Annotated in this window: 16 protein-coding genes; 14 read left to right on the top strand and 2 right to left on the bottom strand. The window is 57.3% G+C overall.

Going from position 1 to position 20,555, the window contains the following annotated elements:
• Positions 1–128 precede the first annotated feature (128 nt).
• The 10 genes from DWZ54_RS02055 (at position 129) to DWZ54_RS02010 (ending at position 13,737) form a co-directional block, all read left to right on the top strand.
• The gene (locus tag DWZ54_RS02055) at positions 129–548 is read left to right on the top strand and encodes a hypothetical protein (protein WP_118474294.1); all 420 of its coding nucleotides are present in this window, start codon (positions 129–131) and stop codon (positions 546–548) included.
• A gap of 253 nt (positions 549–801) precedes the next feature.
• Positions 802–1,734 (top strand): cation diffusion facilitator family transporter, encoded by a 933-nt coding sequence (locus DWZ54_RS02050; RefSeq protein ID WP_118474293.1) that lies wholly within the window; start codon positions 802–804, stop codon positions 1,732–1,734.
• A 106-nt stretch (positions 1,735–1,840) separates the two neighbouring features.
• Positions 1,841–2,767: a hypothetical protein gene (locus DWZ54_RS02045; protein WP_118474292.1), complete on the top strand. Its 927-nt coding sequence runs from the start codon at positions 1,841–1,843 to the stop codon at positions 2,765–2,767.
• 606 nt (positions 2,768–3,373) lie between these two features.
• Positions 3,374–4,330, top strand: a complete 957-nt coding sequence (locus tag DWZ54_RS02040; RefSeq protein ID WP_118474291.1) for a YybS family protein — start codon at positions 3,374–3,376, stop codon at positions 4,328–4,330.
• Positions 4,331–4,362: 32 nt separating this feature from the next.
• A complete protein-coding gene (locus DWZ54_RS02035; protein ID WP_118014510.1) occupies positions 4,363–6,372 on the top strand; it encodes a DHH family phosphoesterase in 2,010 nt (669 codons plus the stop codon).
• Positions 6,344–6,787: a 50S ribosomal protein L9 gene (rplI, locus tag DWZ54_RS02030; RefSeq protein ID WP_118014512.1), complete on the top strand. Its 444-nt coding sequence runs from the start codon at positions 6,344–6,346 to the stop codon at positions 6,785–6,787. Before DWZ54_RS02035 ends, rplI begins: the two co-directional genes overlap by 29 nt.
• A 124-nt stretch (positions 6,788–6,911) precedes the next feature.
• Positions 6,912–8,846, top strand: coding sequence for a Lon family ATP-dependent protease (gene lonC, locus DWZ54_RS02025; protein WP_118474290.1), 1,935 nt, complete (start codon positions 6,912–6,914; stop codon positions 8,844–8,846).
• A complete protein-coding gene (dnaB, locus tag DWZ54_RS02020) occupies positions 8,847–10,175 on the top strand; it encodes a replicative DNA helicase (protein ID WP_118014515.1) in 1,329 nt (442 codons plus the stop codon). It abuts the gene before it with no gap.
• A gap of 164 nt (positions 10,176–10,339) precedes the next feature.
• Positions 10,340–12,229 carry a glucose PTS transporter subunit IIA gene (locus DWZ54_RS02015; protein ID WP_118014517.1) on the top strand — a complete coding sequence of 630 codons (1,890 nt, stop codon included), beginning with the start codon at positions 10,340–10,342 and terminating at the stop codon, positions 12,227–12,229.
• 56 nt (positions 12,230–12,285) lie between these two features.
• The gene (locus tag DWZ54_RS02010) at positions 12,286–13,737 is read left to right on the top strand and encodes a sucrose-6-phosphate hydrolase (RefSeq protein ID WP_118474289.1); all 1,452 of its coding nucleotides are present in this window, start codon (positions 12,286–12,288) and stop codon (positions 13,735–13,737) included.
• A gap of 71 nt (positions 13,738–13,808) precedes the next feature.
• On the opposite strand, the gene DWZ54_RS02005 is transcribed toward DWZ54_RS02010, so the two are convergent.
• Together DWZ54_RS02005 and DWZ54_RS02000 are read right to left on the bottom strand one after the other, a co-directional pair.
• Positions 13,809–14,042 carry a ferredoxin gene (locus DWZ54_RS02005; RefSeq protein ID WP_118014521.1) on the bottom strand — a complete coding sequence of 78 codons (234 nt, stop codon included), beginning with the start codon at positions 14,040–14,042 and terminating at the stop codon, positions 13,809–13,811.
• Positions 14,043–14,414: 372 nt separating this feature from the next.
• The gene (locus DWZ54_RS02000) at positions 14,415–14,861 is read right to left on the bottom strand and encodes an Rrf2 family transcriptional regulator (RefSeq protein ID WP_118474288.1); all 447 of its coding nucleotides are present in this window, start codon (positions 14,859–14,861) and stop codon (positions 14,415–14,417) included.
• A gap of 189 nt (positions 14,862–15,050) precedes the next feature.
• Between DWZ54_RS02000 and cysK the strand changes: the two genes are divergently transcribed.
• The 4 genes from cysK (at position 15,051) to DWZ54_RS01980 (ending at position 20,388) form a co-directional block, all read left to right on the top strand.
• Positions 15,051–15,983 (top strand): cysteine synthase A, encoded by a 933-nt coding sequence (gene cysK / locus DWZ54_RS01995; protein ID WP_118474287.1) that lies wholly within the window; start codon positions 15,051–15,053, stop codon positions 15,981–15,983.
• Between the two features lie 108 nt (positions 15,984–16,091).
• Complete coding sequence (gene trkA / locus DWZ54_RS01990) at positions 16,092–17,444, top strand: Trk system potassium transporter TrkA (protein ID WP_118474286.1); 1,353 nt, start codon at positions 16,092–16,094, stop codon at positions 17,442–17,444.
• A gap of 2 nt (positions 17,445–17,446) precedes the next feature.
• On the top strand, positions 17,447–18,925 hold the full coding sequence (locus DWZ54_RS01985) for a TrkH family potassium uptake protein (RefSeq protein WP_118474285.1): 1,479 nt from the start codon (positions 17,447–17,449) through the stop codon (positions 18,923–18,925).
• A gap of 11 nt (positions 18,926–18,936) precedes the next feature.
• Positions 18,937–20,388 carry a TrkH family potassium uptake protein gene (locus tag DWZ54_RS01980; RefSeq protein WP_118474284.1) on the top strand — a complete coding sequence of 484 codons (1,452 nt, stop codon included), beginning with the start codon at positions 18,937–18,939 and terminating at the stop codon, positions 20,386–20,388.
• Positions 20,389–20,555: the final 167 nt, after the last annotated feature.

Genomic DNA, 20,555 nt, shown 5'->3' with positions numbered 1-20,555 from the left:
TTGTTTTTTTATCTGTTTCGTTGTATACTATAAGATGTATGTGCTGATCGTGTGGCCATACGCTGAAGATATGAAGATAGAGAGATGACGTCACGGACGTTCAAGAAAGAAGAAAGCGGGATTATAGGATGAACTTTCGCAGGATTGCTTGCCTGCTGGCCGTCTGCATGGTGCTTTTGAGCAGTATTTGCCTGGCCGAGGAACATATGGAATTTGTCGATGCGAACGGTTCGACGGGTTACTATGTCGATGTCGATACCATCGCACCGGAAACCGTCGTTGAGAACGATGCGCAGCGCACGCTCTGGAATGCCGATGTCGCTGTGGTGCGGGCGGATCTCAACCGCCGCTATCTCTACGCGATGCGTTTCGATCCGGATAAGAGGACCTATCAGATCTTCCATTCGGAGGTACAGCGTTACGATACGAAAGATGTCCTGCAATCAAGCGATACCGTGGAAGCGCCGCGTGCTTACGCGTCGTCTTCACCCATGAATGAAATCGTACAATTCATCATCAGCACGGCGTCATCGTCGTCAAATGAATAAGAGCCAGCCCGTAAGGGCCGGCTCTTTTTTCTAAGAGAATGAGCCTCATTTCTTTTCCGTATCCCGGAGGGAGGCAGGGAAATGGGCAAAAAAAGAAGGGCACCAAGAGGTGCCCTTAAAGCAAGAACATAGTATAAAATATAAGTGCTTTTGAGTAGGTCGATCACTCGACAAGTTCATTATAGCGGGGCGGAGTTTCTTTGTCCAGCTGTTTTTCGTTTTACGCTGCTATTATTTTTAGGGGGAAATCCATATGTCCAAAAGCGCTGCTTTAAAACAGCGGACCGCTTATTTATCCATATTTTCCAATACGACGCTGGTGCTCCTGAAGCTGGCGGTCGGCATCTATGTCGGAGCGGTCAGCCTCATTTCGGAAGCCCTGCATTCAGGCGTCGACCTCATTGCCGCACTCATTGCATTCTGGGCAGTGAGGAAGTCTGTGACGCCGCCGGACACCGAACACGATTACGGCCATGGCAAGTACGAGAACCTGTCGGCGGCCGTCGAAGCCCTGCTGATCGTGGCGGCGGCCATCGGCATCCTGTATGAATCCGTGATGAAGTTTGCGGAGAGCCGGGTTCCCGAGATGCTCGGCTACGGCATTGCCATCATGGCCATATCCATCGTTATCAATTTTTTTGTCTCACATCGCCTGATCCGGGTGGCCAGGGAAACGGGCTCGCAGGCACTTGAAGCCGACGGGCTGCACCTGCGCGCGGATATCTGGACTTCTGTCGGCGTGCTCATGGGCCTTGTGCTCATGCAGATCACGGGCTGGGCCTGGCTCGATCCGCTCATCGCCATCTTTGTCGCCGGCATCATCTTTCGCGCCGGCTGGCGCATGGTCGTCGATTCGACGATGCAGCTCACGGATGCGAGCCTGCCGGAAGAAGAGGAGGAGCGCATCCGCAAGATCATCGAGAGTGTGCCGGAGGTGCGCGGCTGCCATTGCCTGCGGACGCGCCGCTCCGGCTCCTATAAGCTGCTCGATGTCCATGTGCTCTTCGACGGCACGATGCATCTTTCCCGGGTTCATGCCGTCTGTGACGAGCTTGAACAGCTCATCCGCAAGGAATTCGGTACCTTTGACATCATGATTCACCCGGAGCCGGACAGCGGGCACAACAAGGAGACAAAAGTCACGCTCTACGAGGAATCGCAGGGCCTCTTCGACCCGAAAAATTGATGGGCTTCGTCTTGCCTTTTTATTCGAACTATGCCAGAATAAGAATCATGAATGAAACAATACCAGCACAATACGGCGTAATGCCAGATGAATGGGGGTTCAATCTATGAAATTTCACAAGCTTCTCAGCGTGCTGCTGAGTGCCGTCCTCCTGGTGTCTTCCATGGGAATCACGGCGGCAGCTACGCCCGAAACAGTACAGGATAAGCTCGGTGCAGTCGAGAAGGACACGTATGGCACGGAGCAGACCGGTGCGCTGATCGACCGGATCAACAAGCTCGAGAAAGACTACGATGGCACGCACCGTACGGGCAGCATGATGGCCCGTGTCAATGCCATCTATAATGAGGTATATACAAACAGCACGAAGCCGTCGCTGCTCGCGGACCTCAATGCCGTGGAGTGGAATATCGGCCATGAGGTCAGCATGGACCCTGTCGATACACGCGTGGCCAATCTCGAGATGGATCTGACGGGCAAGACGGGCACAGGGACTTACCGTGAACGTCTGGCAAAGCTTTCGCAGGCCTCGTTCGGCAGTGCAGAACTGCCGCTTTCGCAGGTGCGCGTGCCGTCTGACACGCTCGTGAAGATTGCGCTGGTGACGCCAGTCAACTCGAACAACCTGAAAGTCGGCGATACGATCCGTTATCAGGTGTCGCAGGATGTACTCGTCGATGGCAAGCTCGTTTTTGCCAAGGGCCTGCCGGGCGAGGGCACGGTCACGAAGGTAAAGCAGGCACGCAACTTCGGCCGCAATGCCGAGGTACAGATTGACTTCAATAAGACGAAGTCGATTGACGGGACGTATGTCGATACGTATATTGGCGAAGAGGCCAAGAAAGAGATGAAGAATCTCGCGATGGCAGCAGGTGCGAGCATCGCGGGCATTGCGATCCTCGGGCCAATCGGTGTGGTCGCTGGTGCATTCGTGCACGGCAAGGATGTGAACCTGCCGGCGGGTACGGAGCTCTTCATCCAGACGAAGGGCGATGCGGTGCTGTACGGCGTTGCGACGACACAGGTCAAATAAACAGATACAGGAAGCTGCCATATCAGATTGAAGTGCGTTTGATATGGCAGCTTTGTTTTGTTGGTGATGCATAGCCGGGAATGGCCGGGCAACGCTGCGCGAAGTCAATCTGCTAAATCGATTTTTTCCCTTTTAAATCAGCCTGACAAAAGAGCTAAACGCGCTGCCGCTTGAACGGACGCTCTTTTATCAGGAAGCTGGCAGGGAAAAAATCGATTCTTAACGCAGATTGCCAAACGCTTCGCTTATGCCCAGCCATCCCCTTTCTGCCAGTGTCCCTGAAGAGGCTGTGAATGCTGCCTGTCGGAGATGGACGGAGTTGAGCGGAGAGGTATATTTTGCCTGCAGGAGCGCAGTGCTTGCCCGCAGGGATGGGGCCCGATGAGAAGTGACGTATATGCTCGATGTCAGAACGCCGCGGCAGGCGGCGAAGCTGCTTTGGCGCTGGTTTTTGATTGGGTCACATTTAACGGAGCGACGAAGCCAAAATATACCTCGCAGCGCCTTTAGGGCAGACCCGCCTTTTTGTTAGTACCAGCTTGCAAGACAAGGTCTTTTTTATCTGGTATAATGGGGAATAGCCTAAAATAAGGAAAGGATGAAGAAATGACTTCCTATAGACTCAAGCCCTTGACGGAAAGCAGCCTGCTTTCTGCCTTGACTGTCATCCTGGCGCTGGCCGCTGTCTACCTGCCGGTCATCGGTATGGTGGCGGCACTCGTGTGGGCTCTTCCCATCATTGTCCTGGTCGTTCGCCATGGACTGCGCTGGGGCATCATGGCCGTTCTCGTATCCGGCATCATCATGGCTCTGCTCATCGAGCCTCTGCTGTCGCTGCGCATGGTCATTTCCTTTGCCCCGACGGGGCTCATGCTCGGCGTGGCCTTTCGCAGGCAGTGGTCGGGCTCGAAGACCTTTGGCTCGGCGCTGCTCGTTTCGGTTGTGGCCAAGCTGATGTCTTTGGGGATTTTGTTCCTCATAACGTCTGTCAATCCACTGACCTTGGAACTGAATGCCCTGCAAAGCAGCGTTAATCAGAGCCTCACGGTGTACGAACAGATGGGAATGGATCCGGCGGCCTTGGATAAGAGCCGTGCGGAGATAACGCACAGCCTGGAATTCTTGAGCTTGCTGATGCCACTTATTGTTGCTGCCATGGGGCTGATGGATACCGCAGTTGGTTATCTGATCGGTTGCCGTGTCCTGCATCGTCTTGGGTACCAGGTACCGCACCTGCCCCCCTTTTCTGAGTGGCACTTGCCACAGGTTTTTCTCTATATTTTTGGCTTTGCCCTGGTGGGCCTTTACTGGGGAGGCACGCGGGAGCTTCAGTGGCTTTATCAAACAGCGATGAATTTAAATATGGTGGCGATGTTTGCCGGCATTGTTCAGGGGCTTTCTCTCATGAGTTACGTTTTATTACGATATCATGTGCGGCGTCCTCTGCGTTTGATGTTGTACATACTGGTCCTTATGGGAGGACCGCTTTCGCAGGTCTTGGCCTTTACGGGCCTTTTCGACATGGTCTTTGATTATCGGCGCCGTTTTGGCGGCCGGTCATAAGGGATTGTCGGAATAGAAATGAGGTGAGAAAAATGCCGCGAAATCTCTCGGCATGGATCGATCTGACGATACACCTGCTCATCATGCTGGTGCTCATCGGCATATTATCGTATTACAACCAGTTCATTGCGGCCATTGCCTTTGTCGTCTGGCTCTGCCTGGCATCCTTTGCGCGGGAGCGCTGCTCCGACCGTTCACGCCGGTTTCAGCGTTACTGCCGCAACGTCGTGCGCAACCTCAATGAGATGATGAATTATGCCATCGAGGATCTTCCTCAGGCCATTCTGATTGTCAATGAGGAGGGGCGCATACAGTGGTGCAATGACCGCATCAAGGAGTATGCCGGCGAGAAACCCGAGCAGGATACGGATGCCAAGGACATATGGCCGGGCCTTATCATCGGGCCGGTCTGGGGAACGGTGGGCGAGTACGTCTTCGCACATGAAGACCATTACTATCAGGTGCGCTACCGGCCGGTACCAGTGCCGCCGCATCAGCAGCCGCTGATGGCGCTCTACGTTCAGGACATCACGAGTTTTGAGCAGCTGCGCAATACCTTCAAGGGCAGCCGCACGGTTCTCGTCTACATCCAGATCGACAATTACGATGAGGTCATCCAGGGTCAGGATGAGGCGGAACGCACGGCACTGCTGCTTTCGGTCAACCAGCAGCTCGATGCCTGGATGAAGAGTCTTGGCGGCTTTATGCGCCGCGTTTCCGATGACCTCTACATCGTCATATTGGAACGGCAGTCGCTCGACAAAGCCATTGCCGGCAAGTTCGACATCCTCGACAAGGTCCGCCAGCTTCAGAGTACGAACCGCCTGCCGGTCACGCTCTCTATGGGCGTGGCGGTTGCGGATACGCAGAGCATGGCGGAGCTCGGCGCACAGGCTCAGGCCGGCCTCGATCTGGCACTTGGCCGCGGCGGCGACCAGGTGGCTGTGCAGATTGGCGGCAAGACACAGTTCTTTGGCGGCCGTGCCAAGGCTGTGGAGAAGCATACGCGCGTCAAGGCCCGCGTGGTCGCACATGCCATCCGTGAAATCATGGACGGTGCCGACGAGATTTACGTCATGGGCCATCACAACGAGGACTTTGACTGCTTCGGCGCAGCCATGGGCGTGGCCAAGATGGCCCGCCAGCTCAACAAGCCGGTGCATCTCGTGCTTTCAGACATGAATGAAGGCATTGATAAATTCGCGGATATCATGAAGGATGATGAGAGTTACCGCCATATCATCGTGCGGGCCAATGAGCTTGTCAATATGACAGCGCTCAATCCGGTGCTCATCGTCGTCGATACGCATATCCCGCATCTCGTGGCGGATCCATCCCTCTTGGAACGCATTCACCGCGTCATCGTCATCGACCACCATCGCCGCAGCGAGCATTTCATCAAGAATCCGCTGCTCGTCTACATCGAGCCAGCTTCGAGCTCGACGAGTGAGCTCGTCACGGAGCTCCTGATGTATTTCAGCGAGAATCTCGTGCTTTCACGCGTCGAAGCGACAGCTCTTTACTCTGGTATTGTCGTCGATACGAAGAATTTTGCCGTGCAGACGGGTGTGCGCACCTTTGATGCGGCGGCCTATCTGCGGCGCAGCGGCGCCGATCCCGTCATGGTACGCCATCTGTTCCGCACGGATTACGAGACGACGGTGGCCCTGGCGCGCACGAAGGCGCGTTCGGAGTATTATCCGGGCGGGCTCATCGTCTCGACCTGTCCCGAGATCATGTCAAATGGCCAGGTCATTGCCGCACAGGCAGCCGATTCACTGCTGCGCATCGAGAATGTCTGCATGAGCATCGTGGTCTTCCAGCTTTCGGAGGATACGGTGGGCATCAGTGCGCGCTCGACGGGCGACATGAATGTACAGGTCATCATGGAGGCCTTTGGCGGCGGCGGTCATCAGAATGTGGCCGGCGCGCAGATCAAGGGTGCCAAATTGGAAGATATCAAACAGCAGGCGATCGAGATCGCCCGCAAATACATAGAGGAGTCTGATAAAGATGAAAGTAATACTTCAGCAGGACGTTAAGAAACTGGGCAAGAAAGGCGATATCGTCGAGGTATCGGAGGGCTACGGCCGCAACTTCCTGCTGCCGCGCAAGGCAGCAGTGCTCGCAACGGCACAGAATCTCAATGTGGCAACGGCGCAGGCTGGTTCCAAGGCCCGCAAGGAAGCCATGGCGACCGATGAGGCCCGCCTCATGGCCAAGCAGCTCGAGAAGGTTGAAGTGACGATCCCCGTCAAGATTGGCGAGGGCGGCAAGCTCTTCGGCAGTGTCACGGGCAAGGATGTCGCCGCTGCACTCAAGGCACAGCACATCGAGATCGATAAGCGCAAGATCACCCTGCAGGGTGAAGTGACGGGAACGGGCGTCTATGAGGCCGTTATCAAGGTTCATCCGTCCATCACGAGCAAGATCAAGGTCAATATTGTCGCAGAATGACCACAGGCCACTGCGGTATGATCTGAAACCTTTTCCTGCTGGCGGGCGCGATGGCCGAGGCCATCACGTCTCTGCGGGGAAAGGTTTTTTACTATAGAAATTTATAAGGATTTAAGCAAGGCATATGAGTATTTTTGATAAATTATTTTCCCATAAGCAGCACAAGCCGGAATCCCCACAGGAGCCGCCGGCACTGCAGCCTATCGATCGCGAGATCGATGCACTCTACCAGTCGCTGGCGACTCTGCTCGGCACGGAGAATCTCGTCATCCGGGCCGGCCGCATGAATGCCATGCAGCTCCTGCGCTCGGAAGACCGCTGCGAACGGGTGCTCGCACTGCAGCGCATCCTGGAGGAGGATCCGCTCATCCATCCGGTGCCGAAAGAATCGGAGCTGCCGGACATCCTTTTGCAGCTATCCGAACGCATTGCGGACATACGGGCGCGCCGTACGGTTGAGGACAGCATTGAGAAGAAGGTCAACGAGAAGCTCGAGAAGGAACATGAGGATTACGTCGAGGATATCCGCCGCCAGGTCATCAAGGAAGAGAAACAGAATGCCGAGACGCCGCAGGATGCCAAGAAGCGCGAGAAGCTCGAGCAGCTGGAATCCATCCATCTGACACAGTCCGTTATGGAACTCCTGCGTCCGCAGTCCTTCTCGGAAATCGTGGGGCAGGAGAGAGCCGTCAAGGCCCTGCTCTCGAAGCTCAGTTCTCCGTATCCGCAGCATCTCCTGCTCTACGGGCCTCCGGGCGTCGGCAAGACAACGGCGGCCCGCCTCGTGCTCGAGGCTGCCAAGAAAAAACCGGAATCGCCATTCCGTGAAGATGCTCCGTTCGTGGAGACGGATGGCACGGTCCTGCGCTGGGATCCGCGCGAGATCACGGATCCCCTGATGGGTTCCGTTCACGACCCCATCTATCAGGGAGCGCAGAAGAGCCTGGCGGACAGCGGTGTGCCGGAGCCGAAGCCCGGTCTTGTCACCGAGGCTCACGGCGGTATCCTGTTCATCGATGAGATCGGTGAGATGGACCCCATGCTCCAGAACAAGCTCCTGAAGGTTCTTGAGGACAAGCGGGCTTACTTTGAGTCATCGTATTATGACCCGACCGACCCCAAGGTTCCACCCTACATCAAGAAGTTGTTTGAGGAGGGGGCGCCGGCGGATTTCGTGCTCATCGGCGCGACGACACGCGATGCCAGCCATATTAATCCGGCCCTGCGCTCGCGCTGTGCCGAGATTTACTTCGAGCCGCTGACGCCGAAACACATCGAGGCAATCGTCGAGAATGCGGCCACAAAGCTCAAGGCCCATCTCGCTGACGGCGTGGCCTCGCTGATTGCCGAATACACGATTGAAGGCCGCAAGGCCATCAACATCCTGGCCGATGCTTACAGCCTGGCCCTGGAGCAGGCCGCGGACAAGACCGCTGCGGACGGCCTCATCATCAGCAAAGAGGCTGTCTACGAGGTGGCACAGGTTTCCCGCCTGTCTCAGTTCGTGACAAAGAAGGCACGCAATACGGCGGAGATCGGCCACATCTTCGGCCTGGGCGTCGCCGGCTTCTTGGGATCGGTCATCGAGTTTGAGGCCGTGGCGTTCCCCGCACGTGAGAAAGGCAAGGGCACGGTGCGCTTCAATGAGACGGCCGGCAGCATGGCCAAGGATTCGGTGTTCAATGCGGCTTCCGTCATGCGCCAGCTGACGGGCAAGGATATCCATGACTACGATGTCCACATCAACGTCATCGGCGGCGGCAATATCGATGGACCGAGTGCCGGCACAGCCATCCTGGCCTGTATCGTCAGTGCCGTCACGGGCCGCAGGATTCGTCAGGATGTCGCGGTCACGGGTGAGATTTCGCTGGCGGGACGCGTGCGCCCCGTGGGCGGCGTTTTCGAGAAGGCGTATGGTGCGCGGCAGGCCGGCATCAGGACGCTCGTGATCCCGAAGGAAAACGAGAAGGATATCCCGCCGGATCTTCTGGGCCTTGATATCCATGCCGTTGCCACGGCGGAAGAAGCATTCCGTTTGATTTTTGAGGGGGAAGCATAAATGGCATTACCAGATCGCGTGCCGCCGCAGAATATTGAGGCGGAGCAGGCCGTATTGGGCGCCATGATGATCAAGAAAGAGGCCATCGTCGAGGTGCAGGAGATCCTGCAGCCCGAGGACTTCTACCGCGAGGCGCACCGTCATGTGTACGAGGCCATGCTTGACCTTACCGAACATGACGAAGCCGTGGATCTCGTCACGCTTACCGAGCAGCTGCGCAAGACGGGCGAGCTCGAGAAGGTCGGCGGCCTGCCGTTCATCACGGCCATCGCAAATGCCGTGCCGACGGCTGCCAACGTGTCGTATCACGCCAAGATCGTCAAGGAGAAAGCCGAGCTGCGCCGTCTTATCGATGCGGCTACAGAAATCGCCGGCGCAGCCTATGAAGATGCGGATACGGTCGAGAACATCATGGATGCGGCCGAGCAGAAGATCCTCTCCGTGGCGGGTTCGCAGGGGGGCGGCGGTTTTGAGCCCATCAAGAAGATTCTCATGCGCACTTTTGAGCGCATCAATGTGCTGTACGAATCAAAAGGAGGTATCACGGGGCTGTCGACGGGCTTCAAGGACCTCGATAAGCTGACGAGCGGTCTGCAGCCCTCGGACCTCATCCTCGTCGCCGCCCGCCCGTCCATGGGTAAGACAGCCTTCACGCTGAACATCGCCTCATATGTGGGCCTGCACGGCGGCAAGGTCGCCTTTTTCTCACTCGAGATGAGCAAGGAACAGCTCATGCAGCGCATGCTCTGTTCCGAAGGCGGCATTGACTCCCAGCGCCTGCGCACGGGCCAGCTCGACGATGAGGAGTGGAACAAGCTTGTCACCGTGGCTGACCGCCTGAACAAGGCGCCCATCTTCATTGATGATACGGCCGGCATCACCGTCATGGACCTGCGTTCCAAGGCGCGCCGTCTCAAGGCCGAGCACGGCCTCGACCTCATCGTCATCGACTATCTGCAGCTCATGCAGGGACGTCCGAGCAAGAATGGCGACAACCGCCAGCAGGAGATTTCCGAGATCTCTCGTTCTCTCAAGGCGCTGGCGCGCGAGCTCAACGTGCCGGTCATTGCGCTTTCCCAGCTCTCGCGCTCTGTCGAATCGCGCCAGGTCAAGCGCCCGATGCTCTCTGACCTGCGTGAATCCGGTTCCCTTGAGCAGGATGCTGATATCGTCATGTTCCTCTATCGCGAGGATTATTATGATAAGGATACGGAGAACAAGAACCTCACGGAAGTCATCATCGCCAAGCACCGCAATGGTCCGGTCGATACGGTCAACCTGTTCTTCCAGAAGGAGTATACGAAGTTCCGGGACCTCCTCGTGGAGTGACGTTTTTTGCTTGACAAACGGGGTCCTGTGCTATACACTGGAATTATGAAAACGGTTTCACAATGAGCCGCAGGGATTTCCGGTCAGGCGTCAGGGGCGCCTGGAATTTTGGTGATTTGGAGCAGTAAAGAAGGAAACGGAATGAGAAAAGGAGGAACCATCTCATGAAAGAGATTCGCTTGGACAGTCCGCTCAATGGACAGCTCATCGAATTGAAGGATGTCAAGGATCCGGCTTTTGCCAGCGGTGCCATGGGAAAGGGCGCGGCTGTCAAGAATCCGGACGGCAAGGTTTACTCGCCGGTCGACGGCGAAGTCACCGTGCTGTTCGATACGAAGCATGCCATCGGCATCCATGCCGATAACGGCGCGGATATCCTGATTCACGTCGGCATCGATACGGTCCAGCTCGGCGGCAAGTTCTTCGACGCCAAGATCGCTCAGGGCGATCGCGTCAAGCGCGGCCAGCTGCTGCTGGAGTTCGATCCGGAAGGCATCAAGGGCGCCGGCTACGATACGACGACACCGGTCCTCGTGACGAATGCCTTTGAGTACGGCAAGGTGACGGTGGCTCTCGGCGACAAGGAAATCACGACGGTCAATGAAGAGGCAGCAGAGGAAGCGCCAGCTTCGTCCGAGCCGGCAGCAGAGACTCCGGCCGAACCGGAGGAAGACCTCAGCGGTCTGTCGAAGGAAGAGCGCGTCGCAAAGCTCATCTGGAAGTATGTCGGCGGCCGTGAGAATGTCCGCAGTGCTGAGCACTGCGCCACGCGCCTGCGCCTCATCATCGTCGACAAGACGAAGCTCAACGAAAAAGCCATTGAGAATATCGACGGCGTCAAGGGCCAGTTCTTCGCCGCTGCCCAATACCAGATCATCCTCGGCACGGGCTTTGTCGACAAGGTATACGATGTCTTCGTTGCCGGCACGGATCTCGCCGGTGCCAGCAACAACAAGGCGGAAGCCTACGCGCAGATGTCGGTCGCACAGAAGATTTCCCGCACGCTCGGCGATGTCTTCGTGCCGATTATTCCCGTCCTCGTCGCAACCGGTCTTTTCATGGGCCTGCGCGGCGCCTGCCTGAGCATGGGCGTCCAGTTCAGCGACAACGTCCTGCGCATGAGCCAGATCCTCACGGATACGGCCTTTGCCTTCCTGCCGGCACTCGTCTGCTGGTCCACGACGAAGCGCTTCGGCGGCACGCCGGTCATCGGCATCGTCCTCGGCCTCATGCTCGTTGCCCCGCAGCTGCCGAATGCCTACGCGATTGCCGCCGGTCAGGCTCAGCCCATCATGATGGACATCTTCGGACTCAGCGTGCCGGTCGTCGGCTATCAGGGATCCGTACTGCCGGCTCTCGTGCTCGGCATCTTTGCGGCCAAGCTGCAGAAATGGCTCAAGACCTTCATCCCGGATGTCATTGACCTCATCGTCACGCCGTTCCTGACGCTTTTCATCTCCATGATCCTCGGCCTCCTGATCGTCGGCCCGATCATGCACTGGATCGAGCTCGCTGTCTTCGGCGCCATCCAGACCTTCCTCGCTTTGCCGTACGGCGTCGGCGGCTTCATCGTCGGCGGATTGCATCAGGTCATCGTCGTCTTCGGCGTCCATCACGTCTTCAATGCCCTGGAAGTTCAGCTGCTCGCCTCGACGGGCGTCGATCCCTTCAACGCGATTATCACGGGCGCCATCATCGCTCAGGGCGGCGCTGCCGCAGCCGTGGCTGCCCGCACGAAGAACAAGAAGAAGCGTGCACTCTACATTTCTTCCATCGTGCCGGCCTTCCTCGGCATCACGGAACCGGTCATCTTCGGTATCAACCTGCGCCTCATGAAGCCGTTCCTCTACGCACTCGCAGGCGGCGCCTGCGCAGGCGGCATCGCGGGTTTCCTGCATCTTGCCGGTACGGGCATGGGCATCACGGTCCTGCCCGGTACGCTCCTTTACCTTGACCATCTGCCGCAGTACATCCTCGTCAATGTTGTTGGATTTGCCGTAGCGTTTGCACTGACGTTCACGCTGTTCAACCCGGAAAAAGAGGACGAACAGTAAGAAGTAATCAGGGCTGCCGCAACGGCAGCCCTTTTTCTGTATCGGGAGGAATTTTCATGGAACATTTTGACAAGAAAGCCATCGATGCGAAGGTCGCGGCCGGTTTCCCGCTGACGGACCGCTGGCACAACCGCTTCCATCTCGAGATGCCGTTCGGCCTCATCAATGACCCGAACGGACTGACGTATGCCGATGGCGAATACCATATCTTCTATCAGTGGAACCCCTTGGGCTGCGAGCACAAGAACAAGTGCTGGGCTCACGTCCGGACGCGCGATTTCGTGCATTATTCCCTGCCGGAACTCTCGCTCTGGCCGAGCGACGAACACGATAAGGACGGCTGCTATTCCGGCTGCGGCTTTACGGAAAAGGGCAGGGTTCACGTCTTCTACACCTGCAATGCCAAGAACGATGGCATCCGCACGCCGGCGCAGCGCTTCGGCACGCTGCAGGAAGACGGTGCGGTGGAGAAGGGCGTGATTGCCGTGCCGGACAGTCCCGCAGGCATCACGGGTCATTTCCGCGATCCGTATCTCTTCCACCGTCATGGCAAGCGCTACTTCGTCATCGGTGCGCAGGCCGACGAGCAGGAACCGCGCGGTACTGTACTCATCTACGAGGAGACGAAAGCGGGCTGGAAGAATCTCGGCGAGCTCAAGACGCGTCTCGGTCACTTCGGCTATATGTGGGAATGCCCGAATCTCCTGCATTTCGGCGCCTATGACGCGCTGATTTTCTGCCCGCAGGGCCTTGAAGCGCGCGAGTTTGACCGCCAGAACATCTATCAGGCCGGTTATATCGCGGGCCACCTCTCCCTCGACAGCCTTGACATGATGCAGCATTCGAAGTTCCAGGAACTTGATCACGGCTTTGATTTCTATGCGCCGCAGGTCTTCCAGCATGAGGGCCGTCATATCCTTCTGGGATGGATGGGCATGCCGGACAAGGACGATGAATACCCGACGCGTGAGAAGGGCTGGATGTTCAGCCTGACGCTGCCACGCGTGCTCTCCCTGCGCCAGGGGCACATCTATTCACGTCCGGCTCGTGAGTTCAAGGCCCTGCGCATCGAGGAGACGGCCATCGACATCGATATGGATATGGAGCAGAATCTCACCGAACAGCTCTTTGACGGCACGGAAGTCCTGCTCGACCTCACACTGGGCAAGGCGCAGCACATCAGCCTGACGCTCGCTTACGGCCTGGAGACGACCGTCTTTTCCTATGACCGCACGACGCAGGTCATGACGATCGACCGCACGGGCATGAAGCACGGCGGCCGTGGCGTGCGCCGCTTCAAGCTCTTTGTCGACCGTATGCTCTCCCTGCAGCTCTTCGTTGACCGCACGGCTGTCGAAGCGTTCTTCCAGCACGGTGAGGAAGTGGCGAGCATGCTGGTATTCCCCGAGAAGAATATCCGGCCGGAACTGCGCATCCATGCCGATGCTCCGCTTGAATCCGTCACGGGACGACTCTGGGAGCTCGATGCTTTCCACTTTACCCGCTGAACCTGATTTTTTTCATGACAAAAGCCCCGGAACCATTGGGTTCCGGGGCTTTTGCATGCCATAGGCTGCAATCAGTTGTTCACCGCGCGGCGCTCTGGCAAATCGGCTAAGGGGATCCGGCGAATACGCTCGAAAGGGATATCGGCAAACGAATAGCGGATATCCAGATACGTATCGGTGCGGGTAAACGTCACTTTCTTCAATGTAAACTTCGTTTTCGATTTGATACGTTCGATATAGTACTGCGCATCTTCCGCGGAGAAGGGACCCTTAGCGATGATAACACGAATGTCATCCATCATCATGGGAAAACACCTCCAACAAAACCATGGTACGGCGTGGCCATACCGTCGAGAATGTGTTACGGGTTGTTGTCAGCGCTGGGAAGGATAGGGGCGTATCCTCAACAACTATCGAGTATTATACTATATCTCAAGTAGCTTGTGAAATGGTATATTCCCGCAGACTCGCGGAAAACAGCGGATTTTGTGAAATTATTTCCAGTGAGAGAACGTTTTCTATAGGAATGATTCCATATCGCTCAGAATTTTAACGGTTTTCGCCGCTTCCTGCGCATAAAATGCGAGTATTTGCGACGGTGTTTGGCAGAGTTGATGGGTTTTGTTGATTGAATCTGGAGTTTATTAAGAGTACATTAATGTTTCTTTGGTGCTTCATTAAATGAAGTACATCAAACTGTCCGCGTCCTTCTCCTGGTCAATGGCCGTGAGGATATTGTCGAGCGAAACGGCGGACAACGTGTTCTTGATCGCTTCGTCGAGCGGGTCGAAGACGCGCGCGGCGAGTGCCCGGTCGAGCTCCGGCATCTTGTCGGGAGCGGCTGCTGCCGTCTTTTCCATCAGCGAGAGCTCGATGGAGGCGAGGATATCGTAAGCTGTGATTTCACGCGGTGACCGGGCCAGCTGATAGCCGCCCTGACTGCCCTTGATGGAATTGACGAGGCGGGCGCGCTTGAGCAGCGAGAAAACCTGCTCGAGATAGATCTTGGAGATGCCGAGCTTCTCCGAGATGCTGATGATGGTGATGGGCGTGCCGGCCTCGTAATTGCGGGCAAGGTACGTCATGGCGGCCAGCCCGTAGCGTCCTTTCGCAGAGATCTTCATGGATAAATACCTCATTTCATACTTTTATACTATGTCATTCTTGTTTACTATATGGTAGTAAATTTATGCGAAAAAGTCAATCCCTGTTGACAAGTGGCAGGGCCTGTGATAATATATAAACATATTAATCATATATGTTTTAACTAAGCGAGTGTTTCAGACGACAAAAGATAAATGGAGGTATTCACCATGAGCAAGGTATACAACAGTGTTACGGAACTGATTGGCGGTACGCCGCTGCTGAAGGCCAACAACTTCATCAAGGCCAATGACCTCAAGGCCAATGTCTTCGTGAAGCTCGAGTATTTCAATCCGGCCGGCTCCGTCAAGGACCGCATCGCCAAGGCCATGATCGAGCAGGCTGAGAAAGACGGCAAGCTCAAGCCGGGTGCCACAATCATCGAGCCGACCTCCGGCAATACGGGTATCGGCCTCGCGAGCGTTGCTGCTGCCCGTGGCTACAAGGCTATCCTGACGATGCCGGAGACGATGAGCGTCGAGCGCCGCAACCTGCTCAAGGCATACGGTGCCAAGATCGTGCTGACGGATGGTTCCAAGGGTATGAAGGGTGCGATTGCTAAGGCTGAGGAACTCGCTAAGGAGACGCCGAATTCCTTCATTCCGGAGCAGTTCGCCAATCCCGCGAACCCGGCTGCGCATGAAGCGACGACGGGCCCGGAGATTTACAATGACCTCGACGGCAAAGTTGATGCTTTCATCGCAGGTGTCGGCACGGGCGGTACGCTGTCCGGCGTCGGCCATTATCTCAAGAAGCAGAACAAGGATATCCGCGTCGTAGCTGTTGAGCCTGCGACGAGTCCCGTCCTCTCGAAGGGGCAGGCCGGCCCGCACAAGATTCAGGGCATTGGCGCCGGTTTCGTGCCGGAAACGCTCGATACAAAGGTCTATGATGAGGTCATCGCCGTTGCCAACGAAGATGCCTTTAAGTATGGCCGCCAGTTCTCCCATGTCGAGGGCGTACTGATTGGCATTTCCTCGGGTGCAGCTCTGGCTGCTGCCATTGAGCTCGCCAAGCGTCCGGAGTTTGAGGGCAAGAATATCGTGGCCCTGCTGCCGGATACGGGTGACCGCTATCTCTCCACGGAACTTTTCGCAGAATAACCCCTGCTGAACATGGAAGCTCCCGCTACGGAGCGCCCTCGCGGCGTTTCCGTACCGGGGGCTTTTTGTGTTATAATGAAGCATGCGATTTTTTTAGGAGGGATTGTCGTGCGTATTGTCGTAGTGGGGGCGGGCAAGCTGGGGTACAGCGTTGCGGAACTGCTGTCGAAGGAGCAGTTCGATGTTGTGGTGATCGATCACGATGAGAGCCAGCTGGAGGCCGTAAAAAACACGCTGGATGTATTGACCATCTATGCCAACGGTGCGAGCCCAATCACGATGGACGATCCCGACGTGCGCGGTGCCGACATCCTCATTGCCGTTACGGCCAGCGATGAAGTCAATATGATCTGTTGCATCCTCGCGAAGAAGCACGGCATCAGCCATACGATTGCGCGCATCCGTGACATGCAGTTCATGAGCGAGGCGCGCGAATACCTCAAGAAGAATTTCGACATCGACCTCATGCTGAATCCGGAGCTCATCACGGCCAACGAAATCAACCGCATCCTGATGACGCCGGCTGCGCTCGATGTCGAGGACTTTGCCCATGGCAAGATCCGCCTGTTCGAGACGAAGGTGCAGCGCCATTCACCGCTGGCGAACATTCCGCTCAAGGATATCCGGCTGCCGAAGGGCGTGCTGGCCGGCATGATCTTCCGCGATCACCGCATGATTATCCCACACGGTGACGACTGCCTGCTGCCGCATGACAACGCGTATTTCATCGGCATCCCTGAGGAAATCGAGAAGTTCAGCAAGAATTTCGTCCAGCGCGACGCGCGCAAGCTGCATCGCGTCATCATCATCGGCGCGGGCCGCGCGGGGCGGGCTCTCGCGCCGATGCTCGAGAAGCAGGGCGTTAAGGTCAAGGTCATCGACAAGAACCGCGAGCGCTGCCGCCTGATGGCCGACAAGCTCGTCGACGGCATCGCCATCTGCGGCGACGGCACGGATATCGATCTCTTGACCGAAGAAGGTGTGGCTGAGGCCGACGTCGTCGTCTGCCTGACCGAGGATGACAAACTCAATCTCATGCTGGCCCTGCTGGCCCGTCATATGTCCGAAAACCGCACGAAGACGATCGTGCGCGTTTCGCGCAATGAATACGTGGAACTCATGGAGAAGGTGGGTGTCGATATCGTTCTTTCGGCCCGCCTGCTCTCTGCAAGTGAGGTGCTGGCCTTTGCACGCCGCGGCGGTGTTGTCTCCGTCTCACTGCTCGAGGGCGCGAAGGCCGAGGCCGTCGAGGTCATCGTGCAGGAGGGAGCGCCGGTCGCCGGTAAGCCGCTGTCTGCGGCCAAGCTGCCGCGCGAATGCCTCGTCTGTGCGTATGTCCGCGCGGGCGAAGCGGCCATCCCGAACGGCACGACGGTGCTGCAGCCGGGTGACCGGACCATCCTGTTCATCCAGACGCAGTATTCCAAGAAAGTCATGAAGTATTTCAAGGGCAGGGAGTAAGTATGAAGAAATCCAGTCGCGGCGTCTGGGAGCTCGAGCTCTTCTGGCTGCTGATGGGCCGCGTGGCCGAGATCATGGGCGTCGCTCTGCTCATTCCCGTGGCGGACGGGCTGTTCTGGCACGAGACGGACATCTGGGTCTTTCTCGTGCCGTCCGTGCTGGCCTTTGCGCTCGGCGGAGCCTTCTGCTATCTGGGGCGGCATCACATGCGTCAGCTCAATGTCTGGGAGGGGGCGCTTTTCATGGTGCTCGTCTGGCCCATGATTTCCGTCTTCGGCATGATGCCCTACGTGCTCGCGGATGTCATACGCGATCCGCTGACAGCGCTCTTCGAGAGCGTGGCGGCCGTCACGACGACGGGGCTCTCATGCTATACGTATACGGATCTTGTCATGCCGCACAGCCTCGTGCTCTGGCACAGCCTGCTAAACTGGCTCGGCGGCCTCAACTTCATTCTTATCCTGACGACCGTCCTGCCGCAGGTCAGCGGCTGCTTCGGGCTCACGCTCACGGCACGCCAGAGCATCTTCTTCAGCCCGCTGTGGAACAAGATGGCTTCTTCGGCCTGGCAGGGCTTCCGCATCTACGCGGCCCTGACACTCCTTTCCTTCGCGCTCTTCCTGCTCGCGGGCCTCATGCCCTTCGACGCCGTCACGAGTGCACTCGTGACGCTTTCCTCCAGTGGTACGGCGGATTTGTCGCTGTTCATGCCGTATGACCTCTGGCCGCTGGAACTCGCGGCCGGCATCTCGATGGTGCTGGCCGCGCTCAACCCGCTGCTCTGCTGGAAATCCTGGCAGCGGCGCAGCATCCGCCTCTTCCTGCGCGATACGGAATGGCAGGTGTACCTCATGATCCTCGTGGCCGGCGGCGTGCTGATCGCGCTGAATCTTTCGCGCAATGGTCTCTACGATGGCGTGACGAGCCTGCGCCACGGCTTTTTCCAGGCAGCGTCCTTCCTGTCGACCTGCGGCTTCGTCTCAGCGCCCTGCTGGGATTGGCCGCCGTTTTCGCGCCTGCTGCTCTTCGTCTTCGTCTTCATCGGCGGCTGCATCGGCTCGGCGGGCGGCGGCATCAAGGTCATCCGCTTTCTCGTGCTGCTGCGCATGGCTCTGGCGGAAGTCCGTCACACACTGCATCCGCATATGGTCGTGAGCATCAAGGTGGACGGGCTGGCCGTGCCGGCCAAGGTCGTCGGACGCATCCTGTCCTTCTTTTTCCTGTTTATCGCCATCTTTGCTCTCTCGGCGCTCGTGATCTCGCTCTCGGGCGTCTCGATGATGCAGGCCATGGGCCTGGCGGCCGGCTGCCTGACGAGTGCGGGCAGCACGGCCGCGCTTTTCGGCAGCGGGGACTTTTCATGGACGCCGTACTGGCTCAAGATGTTCTGTGCCTTTCTCATGGTGCTCGGACGCATCGAGATCTTTTCGTTCTTCGTGCTCATTGACCGCGGCGTGCGCTCCTTCGGCAAGAACTGGTAAAGGGGTATCTTATGAACTACAATCTCATATGCTACATCCTCGGCCGTCTCGTCATGGCGGAAGCCTTGATTCTGATGGTGCCGCTGGCCATGGCCGTCTGGAATCAGGAACCGAGCATCCTGGCCTTCACCGTCTCGATGCTCGTCTGTTTCTTTGTCAGCGGCCTTCTGCAGCTGCGCGGACGGTCGGGCAAGGGACAGATGACGATGCGCGAGGGCGCGGCCATCACGGGCCTCGGCTGGCTGCTCGCGACATGCCTCGGCATGCTGCCCTATCTCCTGAGCGGTTCGCTCGGGCTGCTCGACGGCCTGTTTGAGAGCATCTCGGGGTTTACGGGCACGGGCGCAACCGTCATGACGAGCATCGAGGCGCAGCCGCTCAGTATCCTGTTCTGGCGCATGATGACGCACTGGTTTGGCGGACTCGGCATCATCGTCATCTTCATCGCCATCCTGCCGCAGGCCGGTCAAAGCACAGTCTACATGTACAATGCAGAAACCTCCGGCCCTACGCAGGATCGCGTGCTGCCGCGCCTGCGCGACATGACGAAGGTCCTGTTCTTCATGTATCTGATCTTCACGGTGACGGCCTGTTTCGTTTATCTTTGCTGCGGGCTTCCCCTCTTTGATGCCATGACGCATGCGATGAGCACGATCGGGGCCGGCGGTTTTTCCATCTACGATGACAATGCCATGCATTTCGACAGCCCCGTCGTCGAGGGCTGGATGACCTTCTTCATGATCCTGTCGGGCGGCAATTTCGCTCTCTACTACAGGGCCTGGCAGAAAGGACCGCGTGTCTTCCGCCGCAATACGGAATTCAAGGCATATCTCGGCATCCTGTTTGCCGCGATGCTGCTCATCACGGCCAATCTCGTGGCGGAGTTCGGCCTCGCTCCGTCCGAGGCGTTCCGCTACGCGAGCTTTCAGGTCGGCTCACTCTCGACGACAGGCTTCGTCTCGACGGATTTTGACCAGTGGCCGTCGTTTTCCAAGGGGCTCCTGATGCTTCTGATGATCAGCGGCGGCTGTGCGGGCTCCACAGCCGGCGGCATCAAGATCTCGCGCGTCGTGCTGCTCGTCAAGAATGCCTGGGCCGTCGTGCATCAGAAGCTCAGCCCGCGGCGCGTCATCCGCGCGAGCATGAACGGCGTGGAAGTCGAGGATGATGTACTCGTGCGCGTCGAGCAATTCTTCTTTCTCTACATGCTGTTCATCGTCCTCTGGGCGCTGCTTTTGACCTGGGATGGGTTTGGCGTTTTCGATGCCATCGGCATCAGCGTCACGACGATGGGCTGTGTCGGCCCGGCCTTCGGCGTGGCCGGCGCCACCTGCACGTATGCGGGGTTCTCGGATTTTTCGAAGAGCATCCTCTGCATCTCGATGCTGCTCGGCCGCCTCGAGATGTTTACGCTGCTCGTCATGCTGAGCCCCGAGTTCTGGAAGATCCGCCATCGCTGGTAATGACGGGCAGGATAAACTCCTCACTTTTGAGCCTGCGTCAATTGTGATATACTTTTTGTAGGATACGCATTGCGCATTCATGTTTGATTCACGCGACGTGGTTGGCTGTATGCTGAATATGCCGGCGTGAATCGGAATACACGGAATAAATTCAGAGCCGTTTTAGG

This window comes from Mitsuokella sp. AF33-22 (genome assembly GCF_003475755.1).
GTDB lineage: Bacteria > Bacillota > Negativicutes > Selenomonadales > Selenomonadaceae > Mitsuokella.
The sequence above is the reverse complement of the archived record's forward strand: the minus strand, read 5'-3'. Positions and strand labels throughout refer to the sequence as shown.